Source organism: Cereibacter sediminicola (assembly GCF_007668225.1).
Classification (GTDB): Bacteria; Pseudomonadota; Alphaproteobacteria; order Rhodobacterales; family Rhodobacteraceae; genus Cereibacter_A; species Cereibacter_A azotoformans.
In genome coordinates, this window is sequence record NZ_VDEK01000006.1 from 68,446 (window position 1) to 84,184 (window position 15,739).

The window sequence follows — 15,739 nt, forward strand, 5'->3', positions numbered from 1 at the left end:
TTCCTCACTCGGCTGCTTTCACGTCTGCGCCCAATATGGGGAGCTGGACCTCGAATACAGCCCCGCCTCCCTCGGCGTTTCGTGCCGTCAGCCGTCCACCGAGATCCGTCACGATCCCCGACGAGATCGCAAGCCCGAGGCCCACACCCTCTCCGGGTTTCTTCGTGGTGTAGAAAGGCTCGAACAGGTTGTCGAGATCCTCGATTCCCTGACCATTGTCCCGGACGGTGAGGGTGGCCGTCTCTCCGGCCGCCAGAACGATGTCGATCTGCGGGCTGGCTACGCCCTTGGTAGCATCGAGCGCATTTCGCAGAAGGTTGATGATCACCTGCTCCAGCCGGAGCCGATCGGCCATCACCATGACGGGCTGGCGCGGCAGCGTCCGGGTGATGCGGACCACGCGGATCTTGAGCTGCGGCTCCATCATCGTCAGCGCCGACGAGACGCAGATGCGCACATCCACCGGCTCGAAGGCCTCGCCCCCCTTCCGGGCATAGGACTTGAGCTGCCGCGTGATCGCCCCCATGCGCTCGATCAGGTCGTCGATCCGCTGGAACGAGGCCAGCGCCTCCTCGGTCCGCCGCCGCTGCAGCAGCAGCTTTGCCCCCGCCAGATAGGTCTTCATCGCGGCCAGAGGCTGGTTCAGCTCATGGCTGACCGCGGCCGACATCTCGCCGAGGGCGGCCAGTTTCGAAGATTGCGCAAGGGTCAGCTCGGCCACGGCCAGATCCTTCTGCACCTTCTCGCGCTCGGCGATCTCTCGCTGCAAACGCGCGTTGAGCAGGCGAAGTTCCGCCGATTCGCGCTGAAACGACATGCTCTGCGACCACGCCCGCCGCGACAGGAAATAGAAGGTCAGCGCAAGCAGGATCGCAAAGCCCATGATCTCGAGCGCGAGAATGCCGTTCACCCGCTCGCGCACCGAGTCATAGGCCGTGAAGGTCACGATGCGCCAGCCGCGGAAGGGCACGCGCGCGTCGGTCTTCATCACCGCCTCACCCTTCAGGTAGGCGTCCGGCGGCTGTTGAGCCCAGTCGGCCGTGGCCTGCAGCGCGCGCCGGATCGCCGAGGGCGCATCGCGAGCGGCCAGCGCCTCCTTTATGGTCAGGCCCCGCCAGCGCGGCTCGGTGGCAAGGATCACGGTGCCGGTGCTGTCGGTGACCATCACCGCATCCTGCAGCCCCGCCCAGGCGCGCTCGTATTTCATCAGGTCCACCGCCACGACGATCACCCCCACGAGCCGGTTGTCCGAGAGGATCGCCTTGGAATAGGTGAAGTCGAAGATGCCCGCGTCGCGCTGCGCCGAGGTAAAGACGGTATCGCGCGCCCGCTGCGCGTCGATAAAGAAGGGCTGGCTGCGGTGGCTGGTGCCGATCAGGTTGCGGTTCGTGGCCCCCACCGTCCGCCCGTCCTTGTCGAGCAGCATGATCGAGGCCGCGCCGATCTCGGTCTGGAACGAGATCAGCCGCTGCGAGGTGGCGGAATAGTCCCCCGACCCCAGCGCCCCGATCAGAGCGGGATCGCGCGCCAGCAGCAGCGGCACGACCGAGGTGCGCTGCAACTCGGTCAGCAGGTTCCCGGAATAGAGCGCCAGTCGAAGCTCCGCGCGCGAGCGGGTGCTCTCGGTGAAGCGTTCGCTCATCCAGCGGTTGGTGATGAGCACCACCGCAACCGCCACGAGGATGAGCAGGACGACCACCAGCTTGACCCGCCAGCCGTGACCCGGCGGCGGCACCGGCGCATCGTTCTGATAGCCCGTCTCCTGCATGGGCGCGAAGGTACTGAAGGGCGCCTGACGCAACAAGCGCCGCGCGATCACGCCAGCGCCATCCCGCCCAGCAGCGCGCGGAAGAGGCCCATCCCGTCGGCGCCGCCCTGCTCGGCCTCGATCGCCCGCTCGGGGTGCGGCATCAGCCCCAGCACCCGGCGGTTGGCCGACAGGATGCCCGCGATGTCCTGCATGGAGCCGTTGGGATTCTCGACATAGGTGAAGGCCACGCGGTCCTCGCCGCGCAGCCGCGCCAGCGTCTCGGGATCGGCGGTGTAGTTGCCGTCATGGTGCGCGATGGGAAAGCGGACCACATCCTCCGGCGCCCAGCCCGAGGTGAAGGCGCTGTCGGCGGTCGCCACGCGCAGATCGACGGGGCGGCAGATGAACTTCAGCCCCGCGTTGCGCATGAGCGCGCCGGGCAGCAGGCCCGTTTCCGTCAGCACCTGAAAGCCGTTGCAGATGCCGAGGACATAGCCCCCGCGCTCGGCGTGGCGGATCATGGCGCCGGCGATCGGCGAGCGCGCGGCGATGGCGCCGCAGCGCAGGTAGTCGCCGAAGGAGAAGCCCCCCGGCACCCCCACCACATCGACGCCCTCGGGCAGTTCGGTGTCCTTGTGCCAGACGCGGCTGACCGTGGCGCCCGCCTTCTCGAAGGCAGTGGCAAGGTCACGGTCGCAGTTGGACCCGGGGAAGGTGATGACGGCGGCTTTCATCGGCGGCGCTCCGGCTGGCAGAACTGGGGGCGGTGGCCACGGGCGACGGCCCGCGGTCGGACAGAGGCGGTGGGCCCGGCAGAACCCGCGCCCCACATAGCGCAATCCGCCCGGCGCGAACAGTCCGGGCGTGCGCGGCAGGCCGGGCCGGAACCGGCCCCGCGGCCGCCCCGGCGGCGCGGGTTCAGCCGATCTCGACCGTGTATTTCTCGATCACCGTGTTGGCGAGCAGCTTCTCGCACATCTGGCGCACCTCGGTCTCGGCCGCGGCGCGGTCGGTGGCGGCGAGATCCAGCTCGATCACCTTTCCCTGGCGCACACCCTCGACACCCGAGAAGCCGAGGGTGCCGAGCGCGTGCCTCACCGCCTCGCCCTGCGGATCGAGGACGCCATCCTTCAGCATGACATGGACGCGGGCTTTCATCGCGGCAGGGCCTTTCAGTTGATCAGCGTGGGCTTGGGGGAATGGGTGACGTTCGAGGGCAGCACCCCCAGACGCCGGGCGAGTTCGGTATAGACGTCCTGCAGCGGGCCCGGCTCGCGCGGGGCGCCGCCCTCGCCCTCGGCGCGCACGTCCCAGAGACGGCAGCTGTCGGGGCTGATCTCGTCGGCCACGATGAGGCGCATGTAGTCGCCCTCCCAGATGCGGCCGACCTCGATGCGGAAGTCGGCAAGGCGGATGCCCACGCCCATCATCACGCCCGACAGGAAGTCGTTCACCCGCAGCGCCAGCGCCACCACATCGTCGAGATCCTGCTGGCTGGCCCAGCCGAAGGCGATGATATGCTCTTCCGAGACCAGCGGGCAGCCGAGCTTGTCGTCCTTGAAGTAATACTCGACGATCGGGCGCGGCAGCGGCGTCCCCTCGGGGATGCCCAGCCGCTTCGAGATGCCGCCCGCAGCAAAGTTCCGCACCACCACCTCGAGCGGGATGATCTCGGCCATGCGGACAAGCTGCTCGCGCATGTTCAGGCGGCGGATGAAGTGGGTCGGAACGCCGATGGCGTTCAGGCCGTTCATGAAGAATTCCGACAGGCGGTTGTTCAGCACGCCCTTGCCTTCCAGCGCCGGCTGGGGCGGGCTCGAGGAGGCGCTTCCGTCGTCCTTGAAGTACTGGATCAGCGTCCCGGGTTCGGGCCCCTCGTAGAGGATCTTGGCCTTGCCCTCGTAGACCTTCTTGCGACGTGCCATGCACACTCCGATCGAACGACGAAGGGGGCGCGCACGGCGCACCCCGTTCAGGTTGCACTGGCCTATAAGCCAAGCCGCCCCGCCTCGCAAGGCAATCGCGGGGCGCGGCTGTGCGCGCACTTGCCCGGCCCTCGCGGCAAGGGCATATCAGGACCAAATACACTCTACGGGAGGACCATCCATGACCACCTTTGACGATCGCGAGCGCGCGTTCGAAAGCAAGTTCGCCCACGATGCCGAGATGCAGTTCCGCGCCGAGGTCCGGCGCAACAAGCTGGTGGGCCTGTGGGCGGCGGATCTGCTGGGCAAGACCGGCGACGAGGCGCAGGCCTATGCCCGCGAGGTGATCCAGGCTGACCTGCACGAGCCGGGCTTCGAGGATGTGGTGCGCAAGGTCGCGGCCGATCTGGGCGACAAGGCCTCGGCCGACATGGTGCGCGGCAAGATGCTGGAGCTGCTGCCGGTCGCCAAGGCGCAGCTGATGAGCGAAGCCGCGACCTGATCGCGCCGTCCGCGGCCGGATCTTCCGGGGCGGCGCCGGTCGCGCCGTCCGTCCGACCGCGGCCCCGAAGGGCGCCCGAGGACGTCCCCTTGCCTTGCCGGGGTCAGCCGTCAGGGCCAACCGGCCCGCCCACGGGCATGGCCCCGCCCGGCCCGGCCCCTTCGCGACACCGCCGGCAATATGGATTTGCCTCGCGGGCCGGCGCATGGCAGAGCTTCGCGCGAACGGCCCGCACTCCCTGCGCGCCGTCCCGGACCTCAGCGAGGACAAGATGACCGACGCCCTTTCCCGCATGCTCCAGACCCGCGAATGGCTCATGGCCGATGGCGCGACGGGGACCAACCTCTTCAACATGGGCCTCTCGTCCGGCGAACCGCCGGAACTGTGGAACATCGACCGGCCGGACAATATCCGGGCCCTCTACCGGGCGGCGGTGGAGGCGGGCTCGGACATCTTCCTGACCAACAGCTTCGGGGGCAACGCCGCGCGGCTGAAGCTGCACGAGGCGCAGGGGCGGGTCGGCGAACTGAACCGGGCCGCCGCCGCGCTGGGACGCGAGGTGGCCGACGCCTCGGGGCGGACGGTGGTCGTGGCGGGCTCGATGGGCCCCACCGGCGAGATCTTCGAGCCGATGGGCACCCTCACCCACCGGATGGCGGTCGAGATCTTCCACGAGCAGGCCGAGGCGCTGAAGGCCGGCGGCGCGGACGTGCTCTGGGTCGAGACGATTTCGGCGGCGGAGGAGTACAAGGCCGCGGCCGAGGCCGCGCGGCTGGCCGGGATGCCCTGGTGCGGCACGATGAGCTTCGACACGGCGGGGCGGACCATGATGGGCCTCACGCCCGCGGCGCTCGTCGATCTGGTGACGAAGCTGCCGAACCCGCCGCTCGCCTTCGGGGCCAACTGCGGCGTCGGCGCCTCGGACCTGCTGCGCACGGTGCTGGGCTTCACCGCGCAAGGGGTGGAGGTGCCCGTGATCGCCAAGGGCAACGCGGGCATCCCCAAATACCACGACGGCCACATCCATTACGACGGCACGCCCGACCTCATGGCCGAGTATGCCGTGCTGGCACGGGATGCGGGGGCGCGGATCATCGGGGGCTGCTGCGGCACCATGCCCGAGCATCTCAGGGCGATGCGGGCCGCGCTGGAATCCCGGCCGAAGGGGCCGCGCCCCTCGCTCGAGACGATCTCGGAGGTGCTGGGGGGGTTCTCGTCGGCCTCCGACGGGTCGGACGATGCCGGACCCACGCGCGAGCGTCGCCGGCGGCGGAGCTGAGGAGAGGCCGGGGGCGGGGCTGTCTGCCCCTCCCCCGGGCCCCCTCCCCGAGGATATTTGGGCAAGAGTGACAGCAGGAGGTCGGGGCGCGTCCGCGGGCTGCACGAGCGGCGGGATGTCAGAGCAGGGTCAGCTGGTCGCCCGGGCGGGGCGGCGGGCGGAAGAGGTCGCAGCGCAAGGGGGGCTGCGCGCGGTCAAGCCCGTGGCGCGCCGTGGCCAGGCGGAAGCGCCGCGCCAGGAGATCGGCCCAGATCCCCTCGCCGCGCATCCGCTTGCCCCAGGACGGATCATAGTCGCGGCCGCCGTGGACCTCGCGGATCCGCGCCATCATCTTGTCCGCGCGTCCGGGACAATGGTCCTCGGCCCAGGCCCGCACCAGCGGGGCCACCTCGAGCGGCAGGCGCAGCATGATCCAGCTGGCCGCGACCGCGCCCGCCTCGGCCACCGCTTGCACGATCCGGTCCAGCTCGGGGTCGGTGAGGCCGGGGATCACGGGCGCGATCATCGCCCGCACGGGAATGCCCGCGCCGGTCAGCCGCCGGATCGTCTGGAGCCTGCGCGCGGGCGGCGGGGCCCGCGGCTCCAGCCGGCGCGAGAGATCCGGGTCGAGCGTCGTGACCGAGATGCCGACCCGGAGCAGGCCGTCGGCGGCCATCGGCGCCAGCAGGTCGAGGTCGCGTTCGATCAGCGTGCCCTTGGTGGTGATCGCGGTGGGGTGGCGGAAGTCGCGGAGCACCTCGAGGATCTCGCGCATCAGCCGGTGCGTGGTCTCGATCGGCTGGTAGGGGTCGGTGTTGGTGCCGAGCGCCACCGGCGCCACGCGGTAGGAGCGGGAGCGCAGTTCGCGCTCGAGCACGGCGGCGATGCCGGGGCGCGCGATCAGCCGGGTCTCGAAATCGAGGCCGGGCGAGAGGTTCAGATAGGCGTGGGTGGGCCGCGCGAAGCAGTAGATGCAGCCGTGCTCGCAGCCGCGGAAGGGGTTGACCGAGCGGTCGAAGGGCAGATCGGGCGAGCGGTTCCAGGTCAGGGCGGAGCGCGGCCGCTCGGTCCGCACCTCGGTGCGCAGCAGTCGCTCCTCCTCGGGCAGATCCCAGCCGTCGTGGAAGGCCTCGCGCCGCTCGGGCTCGAACCGGCCGGTCTCGTTGGCCAGCGCGCCGCGGGCGCGCAGGCGCAGGGCGGGCGGAAGGCTGGGGTGGCGCGGGCTCATGCGGGAAGCATAGAACGTTTACGGAACATTTGCCAGCCCTCGCCCTGCCGGGAGGCTTGCTGTCGGCTTTCATCTGCCCCATGTCGCAAACCGATGAGTGTCGCCGGACCTTTGGTCGCATTCAATCGGAAACCCTACGCCCGCAGGAGCCCGCCATGGCTGACGACGAAGAGATCATCCTGTCCGAACTCGACGACGAGGAACTCGTGCTGCAGATGCACGACGACCTCTATGACGGGATGAAGGACGAGATCGAGGAGGGCGTCCGGATCCTCATCGAGCGCGGCTGGACGCCCTACGACGTGCTGACGCGCGCGCTGGTGGCGGGCATGACCATCGTGGGCAACGACTTCCGCGACGGCATCCTCTTCGTGCCGGAAGTGCTGCTCGCGGCGAACGCGATGAAGTCGGGGATGGTGATCCTCAAGCCGATGCTGGTCGAGACCGGGGCGCCGCGCATGGGCAAGATGGTGATCGGCACCGTCAAGGGCGACATCCACGACATCGGCAAGAACCTCGTCGCGATGATGATGGAGGGTGCGGGCTTCGAGGTGGTGGATCTGGGGATCAACAACCCGGTCGAGAAATACCTCGAGGCGCTGGAGACGGAAAAGCCCGACATCCTCGGCATGTCGGCGCTGCTGACCACGACCATGCCCTACATGAAGGTCGTGATCGACACGCTGAAGGAAAAGGGCCTGCGCGACGACTATATCGTGCTGGTGGGCGGCGCGCCGCTGAACGAGGAGTTCGGGCGGGCGATCGGTGCGGATGCCTACTGCCGCGACGCTGCGGTGGCGGTCGAGACGGCGAAGGTCCATGTCGCGCGCCGTCACAACCGGATGAACGCCTGAGGGCTTCCCTGCGGCGGCTGGAATGCCCAAGTCGGGGGAAAGGAGACCTCCATGCCCCCGACCCTCATCCTTGCCATGATCGTGACCGTCATCCTCGCCGCGGGGGTGACGGTCGCTCTCTTTCAGGGGGCTGGCTGGCCGCTGGGCGCGCTGGGGCTCGTGGCACTTCTGGCCAGCCTGCTGTTGCGGCTGCGGGGACCGCGATGAGGCCGGACGACGGACGCCTCTCGGACGAGGGGCTGGCGCCCGAGGGCGCGGGGCGCATCCGTCTCATCGCCTGCGGGGCGCTGGCCCATGAGATCCTCGCCCTCAAGCGGGCGAACGGATGGGAGCATCTCGACCTGCAGTGCCTGCCCGCCAAGTTGCACCTGCGGCCCGAGAAGATCGTCGAGGCGGTCGAGGCGGCGGTTCGGGCCGCCGAAGGGCCGGTGTTCGTCGTCTATGCCGATTGCGGCACCGGCGGCGCGCTGGAGCGGAAGTGCCGCGAGCTGGGCGTGGAGATGATCGAGGGCCCGCACTGCTATTCCTTCTTCGAGGGCAACGCGGCCTTTGCCGCCCATGCCGACGACGAATTCACCGCCTTCTACCTGACCGACTTCCTCGTGCGGCAGTTCGAGGCTTTCGTCTGGCGGCCGATGGGCCTCGACCGCCACCCCGAGCTGCGGGACATGTATTTCGGCCACTACACAAAGCTCGTCTATCAGGCCCAGACCGAGGATCCCGCGCTCGACGCCAAGGCGCAGGACTGCGCGGCCCGGCTGGGACTTGCCTACGAGCGGCGCTTCACGGGCTATGGCGATTTGTCGGTGCGGTTGGGCGAACTGCGGCCCTGAGGCTGGACCGTCACCCCTGACGCAAGGGATGGCGGGGCGGCGGGCTCTTGCGCGGGTGCGGGATGACGCAGCCCCCCGCCTCTTCCAGCCGCCCGCCCCATGTCTTAGGGTCGCGCCGAAAAGAGGGGAGAAGACCATGCGGATCGATGCGGCGCTCGGTGAACTCGAGGCAGTGCTGGGAGAGCGGCTGTCGCGCTCGCGCCCGGTGCGCGAGCAGCATGCCCACAGCGAGACCCATCTGAGGTCCGGCCCGCCGGATGCGGTGGCCTTTCCGCGCTCGGCCGCCGAGGTGGCGCGGATCGCCGAGATCTGCACGCGCCATCTGGTGCCGATGGTCGGCTGGGGCGCGGGAACGTCGCTCGAGGGTCATGCGCTGGCGCTGCGCGGCGGGGTCACGATCGACTTCGCCCAGATGGACCAGATCCTCGAGATGCGCCCCGAGGACATGATCGTCCGCGTGCAGCCCGGCATCACGCGTGAGGCGCTGAACGCGGCGCTCCGCGACACGGGGCTGTTCTTCCCGGTCGATCCGGGCGCCAATGCCAGCATCGGCGGCATGGCCGCCACGCGGGCCTCGGGCACCACGGCGGTCCGCTACGGCACGATGCGCGACAATGTGCTGGGGCTCGAGGTGGTGCTGGCCGACGGGCGGATGATCCGCACCGGCACCGCGGCGCCAAAAAGCGCGGCCGGCTACGACCTGACCGCGCTCTTCGTGGGCTCCGAGGGGACGCTCGGCCTGATCACCGAACTGACACTGCGGCTGCATGGCCAGCCCGAGGCGGTTTCGGCCGCGGTCTGCGCCTTCCCCGGCATGTCCTCGGCCGTCAACTGCGTGATCGAGACGATCCAGCACGGCATTCCGATGGCGCGGATCGAGTTCCTCGATGCGGCCACGGTGGCGGCCTGCAACGCCTACGCCCAGATGGAGATGCCGCTTCAGCCGCATCTGATGATCGAGTTTCACGGCACCGAGGCGGGCGTGGCCGAGCAGGCGGAACGGTTCGGCGAGATTGCGGCCGGGCACGGCTCGGCCGACTTCCAGTGGGCCACCCGCACCGAGGACCGGGCGCGGCTGTGGAAGATGCGCCACGCCGCCTACCGCGCCTGTCTGGCCATGCGCCCCGGCTGCGAGGGCTGGGTGACGGACGCCTGCGTTCCGATCTCGCGTCTGGCCGAGGCGGTCGAGGAGACGCAGGCCGACATCGCGGCCTGCGGCGTGCCGGGGCCGATGGTGGGCCATGTCGGCGACGGCAACTTCCACTCGGTCCTGCTGGTCGATCCCGACAGCGAGACGGAACGCGAGGCCGCCAAGCGCGTTTCCGCCCGGCTGGCCGAGCGGGCGCTGCGCTTGGGCGGGACCGTCACGGGCGAACACGGCATCGGCTTTGGCAAGCTTGGCTACATGGCGGCCGAGCATGGCGAGGGCTGGATCGTGATGGGCGAGATCAAGCGGGCGCTGGACCCGCATGGGCTGATGAACCCCGGAAAGATGGTGAGCCAGACATGAGCGCGCCCACCCCCGAGGAATTTCCCCGCCGCTTTGCCGCCCTCTGGGCCGCGCGCGACGCCGATGCCCTCTCTGAACTCCTGGCGCAGGACGCGACCATGCTGACGCTCACCGGTCTCTGGTGCGAGGGCCGCAAGGAGATCCTCGCCGCCCTGCGGGCAGAGCTGGCCGGCGCCTTCGCCCGCTCGCGGCTGGTGACGGGCAAGACCGACATGCGCCCGCTCGGGCCGGGGGCGACGCTCGTCCACCAGCGATTCGTCCTCTCGGGGCTGGTCGATGCCGAGGGTCGCGATGCGGGGCGGATCGGGGCAGTGCTCACCGCCGTCCTCCTCGCCCGCAAGGCCGGATGCGAGGCGGTGACGCTGCATTTCACCGTGATCGAAGGCTGACGGCCGCCGTCAGTCGAGCAGCGCCCGGGCCGCCTCGCGCGCGGCATCGGTGATCGTGTCGCCAGCGAGCATCCGGGCGATCTCCTCGATCCGCCCCTCCGCCACGAGCGGCGTCACCGTCGAGGTCGTCATCCCCCCGGCCACCCGCTTCTCGACCCGCCAGTGATGCGCGCCGAGCGCGGCCACCTGCGGCGAGTGCGTCACCACCAGCACCTGCGCCCCCTGCGCCAGCGCCTTCAGCCGGCGCCCGACCGCGTCGGCGGTGGCGCCCCCTACCCCGCGGTCGATCTCGTCGAAGATCAGCGTGAGGCCGGGGCTGTCGCCGGTCAGGCAGACCTTGAGCGCGAGCAGGAAGCGCGACAGCTCGCCGCCCGAGGCGATGCGGTTCAGGGCGCCGGCGGGCGAGCCGGGGTTGGTGGCGACGGTGAAGGCCACCGCGTCCCGGCCCTCGGGGCCGGGATCGCCGTCCGTCACCTGCGTCTCGAAGACCGCCCGCTCCATCTTGAGCGGCGCAAGTTCGGCCGCCATCGCCGCATCGAGCCGCCCGGCGGCCGCCCGGCGCGCGGCGGACAGGGCGGCGGCCTCGGCCTCCCATGCGGCCTCGGCCTCCTGCACCGTACGGCGCAGACCGTCGATCCGCTTGGTGCCCCCGTCCAGCGCCTCGAGTCGCGCGCGCAGCTCTTCGGCAAAGGTGCCCAGCTCGTCCGGCAGAACGGAGTGCTTGCGCGCCAGCGCCCGGATCGCAAACAGCCGCTCTTCCAGCGCCTCGAGGTCGCGCGGATCGAAGTCGAGATCGGCGAGGCAGGCTTCCACGCCCTCCTGCGCCTCGCCCAGTTCGATCAGCGCCCGCGACAGCGAGGCCAGCGGCGCCTCGAGCCGGCTGCCGGCGCGGTCCGAGGCGGCCTCGAGCCAGCGCAGCGCATCGACCAAAAGGCTCTCGGCCCCTTCGGCGGACAGGGCCCGGTAGGCGCGGGCGATGTCGTCGCGGATCTTCTCGGCGCCCTGCATCTCGCGGCGGCGGGTGTCGAGCAGCGCCTCCTCGCCGGGCTGGGGATCGAGCTTGTCCAGCTCGGCCACCGCATGACGCAGGAAGTCCTCTTCGGCGCGGACCGCGGCCAGCGCCTCTTCGGCGGCCAGCAGGGACCGCCGGGCGGCGCCGAGGGCGGTCCAGGCGCGGCGGCAAGGCGAGAGGTCGAGCCCCGCGAACGTGTCGAGCATCTGCCGGTGGCCGCGCGGGTTCAGCAGGCCGCGGTCGTCATGCTGGCCGTGCAGTTCCACCAGCCGGTCCGAGAGGCCCCGCAGCACCTCGCCCGACACGCGCCGGTCGTTCACCCAGGCGGTCTTGCGCCCATCGGCGAAATTCACCCGGCGGAGGATCAGCTCGTCCTCGGCCTCGATCCCGGCCTCGTCCAGCACCGCGCGGGCCGCATGGCCGGGCGGCAGGTCGAAGACGGCCGTCACCTCGCCCTTGTCGGCGCCCGCGCGCACAAGCTCGGCCCGGCCGCGCCAGCCCAGCACGAAGCCGAGCGAGTCAAGCAGGATCGACTTGCCCGCCCCCGTCTCGCCGGTCAGCACGTTCAGCCCCGGCTGGAAGGCCAGCGAGAGCCGATCGATGATCAGCATGTCACGGATATCAAGCGAGCGCAGCATCGCCCTGCCCTGTCAGGTTCGGGTGCGTCAGAGCCACTCGCCGCGGATCATCTGGCGATAGACCTTGGCAAGCCAGCTGTCGCCCCGCGCCTCCATCGCCAGACCGCGGCCGGTCAGCAGTTTGTAGCTGTCTTCGTAGAAGGGGCTCGAGCGGTAGTTGTGCCCGAGGATCGCGCCCGCCGTCTGCGCCTCGTTCGGCAGGCCGAGCGCGAGATAGCTCTCGACCAGCCGGTGCAGCGCCTCGGCCGTGTGGGTGGTGGTCTGGAAGTCCTCGACCACGGTGCGGAAGCGGTTGATGGCCGCCGAATAGTGGCCACGCTTGAGGTAGTAGCGGCCGATCTCCATCTCTTTCGCGGCGAGATGGTCGAAGGCGAGGTCGAACTTGAGGATCGCCGACTGCGCATATTCGCTGTCGGGATATTGTTCGATCACCACGCGCAGCGCCTGCAACGCCTGGAAGGTCAGGCCCTGGTCGCGGCCGACCTCGTCGATCTGGTCGTAATAGGACAGGGCCAGCAGATACTGCGCATAGGCCGCATCCTCGTCGCCCGGATAGAAGTCGAGGAACCGCTGCGCCGCGCCGCGGGCCTCTTCGTAGTTCTTGGCCTTGTGGTAGCTGTAGGCCTGCATGATCAGCGCGCGCTTGGCCCATTCCGTATAGGGATAAAGCCGCTCCACCTCCGAGAAGTAGCGGATCGCGCGATCGGGCTTCGTCTGCGCCTCGAGTTCGTATTCGCCGCGCTGGTAGATCTGTTCGGCGGTGAAATTCTCGAGGGGCGGCTCTTTCTGGCTGCCACCGCCACAGCCGGTCAGAAGCGCGACACAGAGGGCCGTGCCGAGCATCCGCGCGCCAGACTTCACCATGTTCCGCTTACCTCTGCCCTCTGCCCTGCCGGGCCGGGGCCCGACAGCTGTTTGCCCGGTTCCTAGCACAGAAAAATCCGGGGCGCAAAACGCCTTTGCGCCCCGTCGCCAGGATCAGCGCAGTGCAGGGATGTCCGACCGATGGACGCCGACACCGGGCAGCTTGCAGCCCACCATCAGCCCGCAATCCACCAGACGGAAGGCCTCGCGGCGGGCGAACAGGGCCCGCAGCAGCCGGTTGGTCAGCGCATGGCCGGCGCGGATGCCGGTGTAGCGGCCGATGATCGGGCCACCGGCCAGCGAAAGGTCGCCGAGCGCGTCGAGCATCTTGTGGCGCACCGGCTCGTCGGCATGGCGCAGGCCGCCCGGCGAGAGGATCCGGTCGCCCTCGAACACGACGGCATTCTCGAAGGTGCCGCCGAGGGCGAGACCGTTCGCCCGCATCGCATCCACATCCGCCTGACGGCAGAAGGTGCGGCTGTCGCACAGCTCGCGCACGAAGGCGCCGTTGGCCATGTTCAGCGACTTTTCCTGACGGCCGATGGCGGTCTCGGCAAAGTCGATCGAGAAGTCGATCTCGAACTCGTCGGCGGGCTCCAGCCGGGCGACGGCTTCGCCCTCGCGCACTTCCACCGGCTCGAGGATGCGGATGGCGCGCACGGGCTCGGCCTGCTCGCGGATGCCGCGGGCCAGGAAGGCCTCGACGAAGGGCACGGACGAGCCGTCGAGGATCGGAACCTCGGGGCCGTCGATCTCGATCAGCGCATTGTGGATGCCGCAGCCGGCAAGGGCCGCCATCACATGCTCGATGGTCGAGACGGTGACGCCGGACGGGTTGGCAATGAGCGTGCAGAGCCGTGACGGCACCACCGCATCCCAGCGCGCCGGGATCAGCGCATCGCCCGAGGTGATGTCAACGCGCCGGAACCAGATGCCGTAGTCGGCCGAGGCGGGCTTGACGACCATGCGGACAGGCTCGCCGGAATGGAGCCCGACGCCGGTGAATTTCGCTGCGGATTTCAAGGTGCACTGCACGGCCTGGTTCCTTTCCGGCTTGTGATCCGGTTCTCGCCGACGGCTCGGGTCCGTCTTGCCATCGTGAGTTAAGATGTCGCGCATTTCTTCTCAACTCACTCTTTGTGACCGGATGTAACACAGGGCCGCCTTTTCCGTAGAGAAAGCCAACGCCGCGCACAAGGCTTTGGTTTCACAAAGAAAAAGGCCCGGACAAGCCGGGCCTTTCAAAAGAGAGATGTGAACGGATCAGTTTGCCTGACGCCGCAGGAAGGCCGGGATCTCGATCCGCTCCTGATCGGCGGAAAGCTCCGGCTCGTCCTCGTAGGTGGTCACCGGCGGCTGCTGGCGCGACGGCTGCACCCGCGGCTCGGGCTGCTGCTCGCCGTGCCCGGCCATCCGGTTGATGAGCGAGCCGATGCCGAACCGCGGCTTCTCGGCCGAGGCGGCGGCCGCCGGACGGGGGGCCGGCGCGGCGGGGCGATGCAGACCCGCAGCCATGCTGGGACGGCTCTGGGCGGGGTTCTTGTTCACCGCGGCCTGCAGGCGGGCGAGCGCCTCGGGCGAGGGCTGGCCGGGCGCGCGCGGACGGGGCGCCACATAGGCGGCCGCATCCTGTTCATGCACGTTGGTCGCGCGCGGCTGGGGTTGCGGCTGCGGGCGGTAGGCCGGCGGCGGCAGCTCGTCCTCGTCGGCGTAGTGGTCCGACTCATACGGCCGGTTCGCGGACGGATCGAAGTGGTTGGCCATCGGCTCAGGCGCGGGCTGCGGCGCGGTCGGCTGGGGCGCGGGCTGCGGAGCCGCGGGGGCGGCGGCAACAGGCTGCGGCGCCTCACGGCGCGGGGCGGGCTGCGGCGCCGGCTCGGGCGCCGAGAAGCTGGCCGGCAGCGGCGCGGCCATCGAGCGGCGCGGCACCGGCATGTCCTGCGCGGGCTTGGTCGCGTCGATGCCGGTCGCCACGACCGAGACGCGGATCATGCCTTCCATCGAGGTGTCGAGGGTCGAGCCGACGATGATGTTGGCGTCCGAGTCCACCTTCTCGCGGATGACGTTCGCCGCCTCGTCCAGTTCGAACAGCGTGAGGTCGTAGCCGCCGGTGATGTTGATGAGCACACCCTTGGCGCCATTGAGGCTGATCTCGTCGAGCAGCGGGTTCGCGATGGCCTTCTCGGCGGCCTGAAGGGCGCGATCCTCGCCCATCGCCTCGCCGGTGCCCATCATGGCCTTGCCCATCTCGTCCATCACGGCGCGCACGTCGGCGAAGTCGAGGTTGATCAGGCCCGGCCGCACCATCAGGTCGGTCACGCCCTTCACACCCTGATAGAGAACGTCGTCGGCCATGGCGAAGGCCTCGGTGAAGGTCGTGCGCTCGTTCGCCAGACGGAAGAGGTTCTGGTTCGGGATGATGATGAGGGTATCGACCACCTTCTGCAGCGCGTCGATGCCATCCTCGGCCTGACGCATCCGCTTGGCGCCCTCGAACTGGAACGGCTTGGTCACGACGCCCACGGTCAGCACGCCCAGCTCGCGCGCGGCCTGTGCGATGATCGGGGCGGCGCCGGTGCCGGTGCCGCCGCCCATGCCGGCGGTGATGAAGCACATGTGCGCGCCGGCGAGGTGATCGACGATCTCCTCGATCGTCTCCTCGGCCGCGGCGGCGCCGACCGAGGGACGGGCGCCCGCGCCGAGCCCCTCGGTGACCTTCACGCCCATCTGGATCTTCGAGGTGGCGCGGCTCTGCTGAAGGGCCTGCGCGTCGGTGTTCGCCACGACGAACTCGACCCCCTCCAGCTGCTGCTCGATCATGTTGTTGACGGCATTGCCGCCGGCACCGCCCACACCGAACACGGTGATGCGCGGCTTCAGCTCTTCACGCGAGTTGTTCATCATGAGGTTGAGTGCCATTGCCAATCCGCCTGCTTGTCGTTGTCCCTCGGCGCGTTCAGCAGCGCGCCCTTTCCG

At 69.7% G+C, this 15,739-nt stretch carries 16 protein-coding genes; 7 read left to right on the forward strand and 9 right to left on the reverse strand.

The genetic code is table 11. The annotated features are described in order from the left end of the window. Positions 1–4: 4 nt before the first annotated feature. From FG154_RS06375 to FG154_RS06390, 4 genes are all read right to left on the reverse strand, one after another. Positions 5–1,768 carry a sensor histidine kinase gene (locus FG154_RS06375; protein WP_145105764.1) on the reverse strand — a complete coding sequence of 588 codons (1,764 nt, stop codon included), beginning with the start codon at positions 1,766–1,768 and terminating at the stop codon, positions 5–7. Positions 1,769–1,815: 47 nt separating this feature from the next. Continuing rightward, a complete protein-coding gene (gene purQ / locus FG154_RS06380; RefSeq protein WP_145105546.1) occupies positions 1,816–2,484 on the reverse strand; it encodes a phosphoribosylformylglycinamidine synthase subunit PurQ in 669 nt (222 codons plus the stop codon). 184 nt (positions 2,485–2,668) lie between these two features. Further along, the gene (gene purS / locus FG154_RS06385) at positions 2,669–2,908 is read right to left on the reverse strand and encodes a phosphoribosylformylglycinamidine synthase subunit PurS (RefSeq protein ID WP_011907765.1); all 240 of its coding nucleotides are present in this window, start codon (positions 2,906–2,908) and stop codon (positions 2,669–2,671) included. Positions 2,909–2,922: 14 nt separating this feature from the next. Continuing rightward, a complete protein-coding gene (locus FG154_RS06390) occupies positions 2,923–3,675 on the reverse strand; it encodes a phosphoribosylaminoimidazolesuccinocarboxamide synthase (protein WP_011907764.1) in 753 nt (250 codons plus the stop codon). Between the two features lie 181 nt (positions 3,676–3,856). On the opposite strand from FG154_RS06390, the gene FG154_RS06395 reads away from it, so the two are divergent. After that, on the forward strand, positions 3,857–4,177 hold the full coding sequence (locus tag FG154_RS06395) for a DUF1476 domain-containing protein (RefSeq protein ID WP_108221043.1): 321 nt from the start codon (positions 3,857–3,859) through the stop codon (positions 4,175–4,177). A gap of 271 nt (positions 4,178–4,448) precedes the next feature. After that, complete coding sequence (bmt, locus tag FG154_RS06400; protein ID WP_145105549.1) at positions 4,449–5,456, forward strand: betaine--homocysteine S-methyltransferase; 1,008 nt, start codon at positions 4,449–4,451, stop codon at positions 5,454–5,456. Between the two features lie 118 nt (positions 5,457–5,574). On the opposite strand, the gene FG154_RS06405 is transcribed toward bmt, so the two are convergent. After that, on the reverse strand, positions 5,575–6,663 hold the full coding sequence (locus FG154_RS06405) for a PA0069 family radical SAM protein (RefSeq protein ID WP_145105552.1): 1,089 nt from the start codon (positions 6,661–6,663) through the stop codon (positions 5,575–5,577). Between the two features lie 155 nt (positions 6,664–6,818). Between FG154_RS06405 and FG154_RS06410 the strand changes: the two genes are divergently transcribed. From FG154_RS06410 to FG154_RS06430, 5 genes are all read left to right on the forward strand, one after another. Further along, a complete protein-coding gene (locus tag FG154_RS06410) occupies positions 6,819–7,517 on the forward strand; it encodes a corrinoid protein (protein WP_145105555.1) in 699 nt (232 codons plus the stop codon). Between the two features lie 51 nt (positions 7,518–7,568). Continuing rightward, positions 7,569–7,724 carry a hypothetical protein gene (locus tag FG154_RS06415; protein ID WP_145105558.1) on the forward strand — a complete coding sequence of 52 codons (156 nt, stop codon included), beginning with the start codon at positions 7,569–7,571 and terminating at the stop codon, positions 7,722–7,724. Further along, entirely contained in the window at positions 7,721–8,350 is a 630-nt protein-coding gene (locus FG154_RS06420) for a DUF1638 domain-containing protein (RefSeq protein WP_145105561.1), read from the forward strand. The genes FG154_RS06415 and FG154_RS06420 overlap by 4 nt, the downstream gene beginning before the upstream one ends. A gap of 136 nt (positions 8,351–8,486) precedes the next feature. Next, positions 8,487–9,860, forward strand: a complete 1,374-nt coding sequence (locus FG154_RS06425) for an FAD-binding oxidoreductase (RefSeq protein ID WP_145105564.1) — start codon at positions 8,487–8,489, stop codon at positions 9,858–9,860. Next, positions 9,857–10,249 carry an SgcJ/EcaC family oxidoreductase gene (locus tag FG154_RS06430; protein WP_145105568.1) on the forward strand — a complete coding sequence of 131 codons (393 nt, stop codon included), beginning with the start codon at positions 9,857–9,859 and terminating at the stop codon, positions 10,247–10,249. Before FG154_RS06425 ends, FG154_RS06430 begins: the two co-directional genes overlap by 4 nt. 9 nt (positions 10,250–10,258) lie before the next feature. Here FG154_RS06430 and recN read toward each other — a convergent pair whose 3' ends face one another. From recN to ftsZ, 4 genes are all read right to left on the reverse strand, one after another. Further along, positions 10,259–11,899, reverse strand: a complete 1,641-nt coding sequence (recN, locus tag FG154_RS06435; protein WP_145105571.1) for a DNA repair protein RecN — start codon at positions 11,897–11,899, stop codon at positions 10,259–10,261. A 27-nt stretch (positions 11,900–11,926) separates the two neighbouring features. After that, the gene (locus tag FG154_RS06440) at positions 11,927–12,763 is read right to left on the reverse strand and encodes an outer membrane protein assembly factor BamD (RefSeq protein ID WP_145105574.1); all 837 of its coding nucleotides are present in this window, start codon (positions 12,761–12,763) and stop codon (positions 11,927–11,929) included. A 114-nt stretch (positions 12,764–12,877) separates the two neighbouring features. Beyond that, positions 12,878–13,798 (reverse strand): UDP-3-O-acyl-N-acetylglucosamine deacetylase, encoded by a 921-nt coding sequence (gene lpxC, locus FG154_RS06445; protein ID WP_044247828.1) that lies wholly within the window; start codon positions 13,796–13,798, stop codon positions 12,878–12,880. 228 nt (positions 13,799–14,026) lie between these two features. Further along, complete coding sequence (gene ftsZ / locus FG154_RS06450; protein WP_145105577.1) at positions 14,027–15,682, reverse strand: cell division protein FtsZ; 1,656 nt, start codon at positions 15,680–15,682, stop codon at positions 14,027–14,029. Positions 15,683–15,739: the final 57 nt, after the last annotated feature.

What these genes read in the sequence shown, in the direction of transcription:
- FG154_RS06415 (WP_145105558.1), top strand. Translation starts at nt 7,569, where the DNA reads ATGCCCCCGACCCTCATCCTTGCCATGATCGTGACCGTCATCCTCGCC.
- FG154_RS06390 (WP_011907764.1), bottom strand. Translation starts at nt 3,675, where the DNA reads ATGGCACGTCGCAAGAAGGTCTACGAGGGCAAGGCCAAGATCCTCTAC.
- FG154_RS06375 (WP_145105764.1), bottom strand. Translation starts at nt 1,768, where the DNA reads ATGCAGGAGACGGGCTATCAGAACGATGCGCCGGTGCCGCCGCCGGGT.
- FG154_RS06430 (WP_145105568.1), top strand. Translation starts at nt 9,857, where the DNA reads ATGAGCGCGCCCACCCCCGAGGAATTTCCCCGCCGCTTTGCCGCCCTC.
- purS (WP_011907765.1), bottom strand. Translation starts at nt 2,908, where the DNA reads ATGAAAGCCCGCGTCCATGTCATGCTGAAGGATGGCGTCCTCGATCCG.
- FG154_RS06405 (WP_145105552.1), bottom strand. Translation starts at nt 6,663, where the DNA reads ATGAGCCCGCGCCACCCCAGCCTTCCGCCCGCCCTGCGCCTGCGCGCC.
- FG154_RS06440 (WP_145105574.1), bottom strand. Translation starts at nt 12,763, where the DNA reads ATGGTGAAGTCTGGCGCGCGGATGCTCGGCACGGCCCTCTGTGTCGCG.
- FG154_RS06425 (WP_145105564.1), top strand. Translation starts at nt 8,487, where the DNA reads ATGCGGATCGATGCGGCGCTCGGTGAACTCGAGGCAGTGCTGGGAGAG.
- FG154_RS06420 (WP_145105561.1), top strand. Translation starts at nt 7,721, where the DNA reads ATGAGGCCGGACGACGGACGCCTCTCGGACGAGGGGCTGGCGCCCGAG.
- bmt (WP_145105549.1), top strand. Translation starts at nt 4,449, where the DNA reads ATGACCGACGCCCTTTCCCGCATGCTCCAGACCCGCGAATGGCTCATG.
- FG154_RS06410 (WP_145105555.1), top strand. Translation starts at nt 6,819, where the DNA reads ATGGCTGACGACGAAGAGATCATCCTGTCCGAACTCGACGACGAGGAA.
- FG154_RS06395 (WP_108221043.1), top strand. Translation starts at nt 3,857, where the DNA reads ATGACCACCTTTGACGATCGCGAGCGCGCGTTCGAAAGCAAGTTCGCC.
- recN (WP_145105571.1), bottom strand. Translation starts at nt 11,899, where the DNA reads ATGCTGCGCTCGCTTGATATCCGTGACATGCTGATCATCGATCGGCTC.
- purQ (WP_145105546.1), bottom strand. Translation starts at nt 2,484, where the DNA reads ATGAAAGCCGCCGTCATCACCTTCCCCGGGTCCAACTGCGACCGTGAC.
- ftsZ (WP_145105577.1), bottom strand. Translation starts at nt 15,682, where the DNA reads ATGGCACTCAACCTCATGATGAACAACTCGCGTGAAGAGCTGAAGCCG.